This window comes from Rothia nasimurium, from assembly GCF_004569295.1.
Classification (GTDB): Bacteria; Actinomycetota; Actinomycetes; order Actinomycetales; family Micrococcaceae; genus Rothia; species Rothia nasimurium_B.
Window position 1 is genome coordinate 1 of the sequence record NZ_SPQC01000118.1, and the last position, 402, is coordinate 402.

1 protein-coding gene is annotated in these 402 nt (G+C 35.8%); it reads left to right on the forward strand.

Annotated elements, in window-relative coordinates; genetic code table 11:
- The coding region (locus E4U03_RS12645) for an L-serine ammonia-lyase, iron-sulfur-dependent, subunit beta (RefSeq protein ID WP_194210421.1) at positions 1-402 on the forward strand (402 nt) is incomplete at both ends.

The following is a 402-nucleotide window of genomic DNA, read 5'->3' on the forward strand; positions in this document are numbered from 1 at the left end:
TTCCTATCGTTATGAATTGCAATTTCACACTAGAGAGGAAATTCGTGCTTATTGTCTTGAAATTTGGGAAGTGATGCAAGAAGTGTATTATAATGGTACGCACCCGAATGAAGATTATTTGCCTGGAAAACTTCATTTAAAACGTAGAGCTAAAGGGCTTAAAGAAAGAGTAGCGATGACAGCTGATCCTATGGGCATTATAGATTTTATTTCTTTATATGCTATTGCGATTGCTGAAGAAAATGCTAGCGGAGCAAAAGTCGTAACAGCGCCAACAAATGGAGCATGTGCTGTTATCCCTGCTGTCATGCTTTATCTTAAAAACCATACCATAGGTTTTAGTGATGAAAAGGCAATTGAATTTTTATTAGTAGCTATGCTTATAGGTTCTTTTTATAAGAA